The organism is Hymenobacter agri (assembly GCF_054778495.1).
Window position 1 is genome coordinate 1 of record NZ_BAAGZM010000459.1, and the last position, 3,534, is coordinate 3,534.

At 65.1% G+C, this 3,534-nt stretch carries 2 protein-coding genes; both read right to left on the bottom strand.

Translation table 11 applies throughout. From position 1 onward, the window contains the following. Positions 1-215 precede the first annotated feature (215 nt). A complete protein-coding gene (locus ACYVDE_RS17625; protein ID WP_460502861.1) occupies positions 216-2,675 on the bottom strand; it encodes a TonB-dependent receptor domain-containing protein in 2,460 nt (819 codons plus the stop codon). A 104-nt stretch (positions 2,676-2,779) separates the two neighbouring features. Beyond that, positions 2,780-3,534, bottom strand: a 755-nt coding sequence (locus tag ACYVDE_RS17630) for a sensor histidine kinase (protein WP_460502862.1), incomplete at its 5' end; no start/stop codon positions are given.

Here is a 3,534-nt window from a genome sequence, read left to right on the forward strand (position 1 = left end):
GGCCGCGGGCTTGGCCGGGGCGGCCGTTTCGGCCGCTTCGGTAGTGGCCGGCTGGGTGTTGCCGCAGCTGCTCAACCCCAGAATGGCAGCCCCGCAGGCCGCGAAAAAGAACAAACGAAACGATGCAAGCATGACGAAATAGTTAGGAAAGCAGCCAGGCAACAACCGCTGCCCCCGCCGAACCACAAATTTAAGGCAGATGGTTCAGGCGCGGCCTACTCAAAGCCGCGCTCATCGGCCGGCTCCTCTTTGCGCTTGGGGCGCGGCACGGTGCTGCCGCTGCCGAAACGGTAGCTAAAGCCCAGGTACACAATGCGCGACTCGCGCTTGTTGCGCGTGACGGACTCGAAGCCCGCGCCGGCGGCGTTGAAGTTGAATTGCAGCGTGTTGAAGATATCGGCTGCCCGCAGCGTGATGCTGCCTTTGTCTTTGAGCACGCTGTATTTGGCGGCGAAATCGGCGTTGAACTGCGTGAGGCGCTGGCCCTGCGCCGACACCACCGGCGAGCGGTAGTTGGCCGAGAGCTGCACGTCGAGCTGCTTCACGGGCGTCAGCGTGGTGTTCAGGCGGCTGGTGTACACTACGTTGCTGGTGTTGAAATCGACATTGGTCGGGGCCGAGCCCTGGATGATGCGCCGAAAAGCCGAGGCGTTCAAACTCACTTTCCAGATACTAGTAAGCGGAGCCGACACCACCGCTTCGAGGCCGTAGTTGGTTTCCTGCCCCACGTTCAGGCGCGTGGTGTTCGTGACAACGGAATTCGTCACAGCATCGAAAAAGAAGGGGTCGCGGATGTTGGTAATTGTGTTCTGCTCGAACCGGTAAAACGCCGTGCCGCTCACCGAGCCGCCCGCGCCGAAAAAATGCTGGTCGCCCAGCTCCACCGAATGCACGAATTCGGGCCGCAGCCCGGAGTTGCCGGCGCGCAGGTTCAGCGGGTCCGACCGGTCGGGGAAGGAGTTCAGCTCGTCGGCGCTGGGGCGCTGGATGCGGCGCGAGTAGCTGAGCTGCACGCGGTGCTCCTTGCTCACGTCGTAGGCCAGCACGGCGCTGGGGAACAGGCTGAAATAGCTGCGCGTGAAGCTGGGCTCAACCGGAGCCGTGGCCATCAGGTCGCCGCGGGTATTGGTTTGCTCCAGGCGCAGGCCCAGCTGGTAGGTGAAGGCACCGGCCGCGTTGGCGTAAGTGCCGTAGGCCGACTGAATGAGCTCGTGGTAGATGAAGCGGTTCGACGGATTGTATGCCAGCGCGGGCTGGCTGAAAAACTGGTAATCGTCATCCGAACGGCGCGAAATGCTCTTGGCCCCCAGCTCGTAGCGGCCCTTCTCCCCCACCGGCCGCACGTAGTCGAGCTGGGCCGTGAACAGGTCGTAGTGCGTGTCGAACTGCTGCTGCTGAAACCCGGTAGGCTGGTCGCGGTAGTCCACCGTCGAGTTCACGCCGATGTTGCTCAGCACCGGCGTGTAAATGGCGCTGGCCGTCAGTTCGCGTCCCTTTTGCTCGGGCCAGAGGCGGCGGTAATCGAGGCTGAAATCGGCCTGCCTGGCGTAGCCGGCGTTGGTGTTGTAGCGGGTGGTGTTGCCCAGCGAGGGCCGGTCGCCGGTGCTCAGGTTGGTTTGGGTGGAGGTGATGGCTTCGCGGTTGTCCTGCGAGTTGTAGCGCGGCTGCACGGTCAGCGTCAGCGTCTGGTCGGGCGTGAAGGCGTAGTCGAGGCCGAGGCGCACGGCGTGCGAAATGCCCCGGAACACGCCGGTGCGGTCTTGGTTCAGCACCACGGGGCCGGCGGCGGTTTCGCTGCGCTGGCGCACCGAGCCGTAGCCGGTGCGGCGGTCGTCGCGCCAGTCATACGAGCCGAAGGCGTTGAGCTTGCCGTGGTGGTAGTTCAGGCTGAGCGAGGTGTTGTATTTGTCGCCGGTGCCGGCCGTGGCGCTGGCCTGGCCGTTCAGGCCGTCCTGCCGCTCCTTTTTCAATACAATATTGATGATACCGGCTGAGCCCTCCGCGTCGTAGCGGGAAGATGGATTGGTCACCACCTCGATGTTCTGGATGGAGCTGGCCGGCAGCTGGTCCAGCGTTACGCCGGTGGGCTTGCCATCCACCAAAATGCGCACGTTAGTCGAGCCGCGCAGGCTCACCGCGCCGTTCTGGTCCACCGTCACGGAGGGCACGTTCTGGAGGGCATCCACGGCGGTGCCGCCGGTGGCGGCCAGGTCCTTGGTCACGTCCACCACCTTTTTGTCGAGGTTGTCGGTCACGATAGCGCGCTGGCCTTTCACCACCACTTCGGCCAGCTTGGTGGCGGCGGTGCGCAGGCGCAACGGGCCCAAGTGCAGCTCGGGCGCGGCGCTGGTCAGGCTTACGGCCCGCCGGCCGGCCCGGTAGCCCACCACGCTGACCTTCAGCACATAGTTTCCCAGCGGTATTTTTTCGAGCGTGAAAGCGCCGCTTTCCAGCGACTGCGCGCCCGTTACGAAGGTCGAATCGGACGCCCGCAGCAGCACCACGCCCGCAAACGGCAGCGGCTGCTGCGTGGCCGCGTCGAGCAGCGTACCGTCAATCCGGCCCGTGGTTTGGGCCCGCGCGCCCATTGAGGTAGCCAGCAACAACAAGAGCCACAGGCTCCAGCGGGCCCGGCGGCTGGTGGCGCGGACTGGGCTTTGGTAAATTTTCAGCATCAGGAGAATTTTCCGACCGCCCGTTTTGCCGGGAGCCTGCCATCTGACGCAGCTTCCCGGCACGGGTTGCAAGCCCGACCCTTGCCCGGCGCTTCCGCCCCGGCCTACACTTCCACTTCGAAACTAATGATGGTGCCCCGCCCCCGCTGCGAGCGAATGGCTAGCTCGCCCCCGAGCAGCGCCACCCGGTTGCGCTCGCCGGCCAGCCCGATGCCGGCCAGCGGCTCGGCCGCCAGCACTGCCGGTTCGAAGCCGCGGCCGTTGTCTTCCACGCTCACGCAGAGCCGTTTGGCTTCCAGAGCTACGTGCACTTCGACTTCGGTGGCCTGGGCGTGCTTCATCACGTTGTTGAGCAGTTCCTGCACGGTGCGGTACACGGCAATTTCGATGAGGGCGGGCAGGCGCTGGTCGAGGTTGCGCAGGTGCAGGTGCAGGGGCAGACGGGCCGGAGCAATGCGTTTCACCAGCGTTTCGAGGGCTGTGTGCAGGCCAAAATCCTCCAGAATGCCGGGCGTGAGCTCGAAGGAAATGGTGCGCGTGCTGCGAATGGCTTCTTCGAGCAGGCGCAGCGACTCCCGCGGCACAGCCGGCTGGCTGCCGGCATTGTCAAGGCTGAGCTTGGTGGCATAGAGCAGCTGGCCCAAGCCGTTGTGCAAGGCCTCGGCAATGCGTTTGCGCTCGGTTTCCTGGGTGGCCAGAATGGCGGCCAGCACTTCCTGCTGCTGACGCAGGCGCAGCTGAATGGCTTCTTCGGTGAGGCGGTCGCGCTCGGTTACGTCGCGCAGCAGAATGAGCACGCCGCCGGGCTGGCCGTTGGTGCCGGGCGGCAGGGGCACGAGGTGGGCATCGTGGTGCCCCG

Coding starts and splice junctions, on each gene's coding strand:
- ACYVDE_RS17625 (WP_460502861.1), bottom strand. CDS start 2,675: ATGCTGAAAATTTACCAAAGCCCAGTCCGCGCCACCAGCCGCCGGGCC.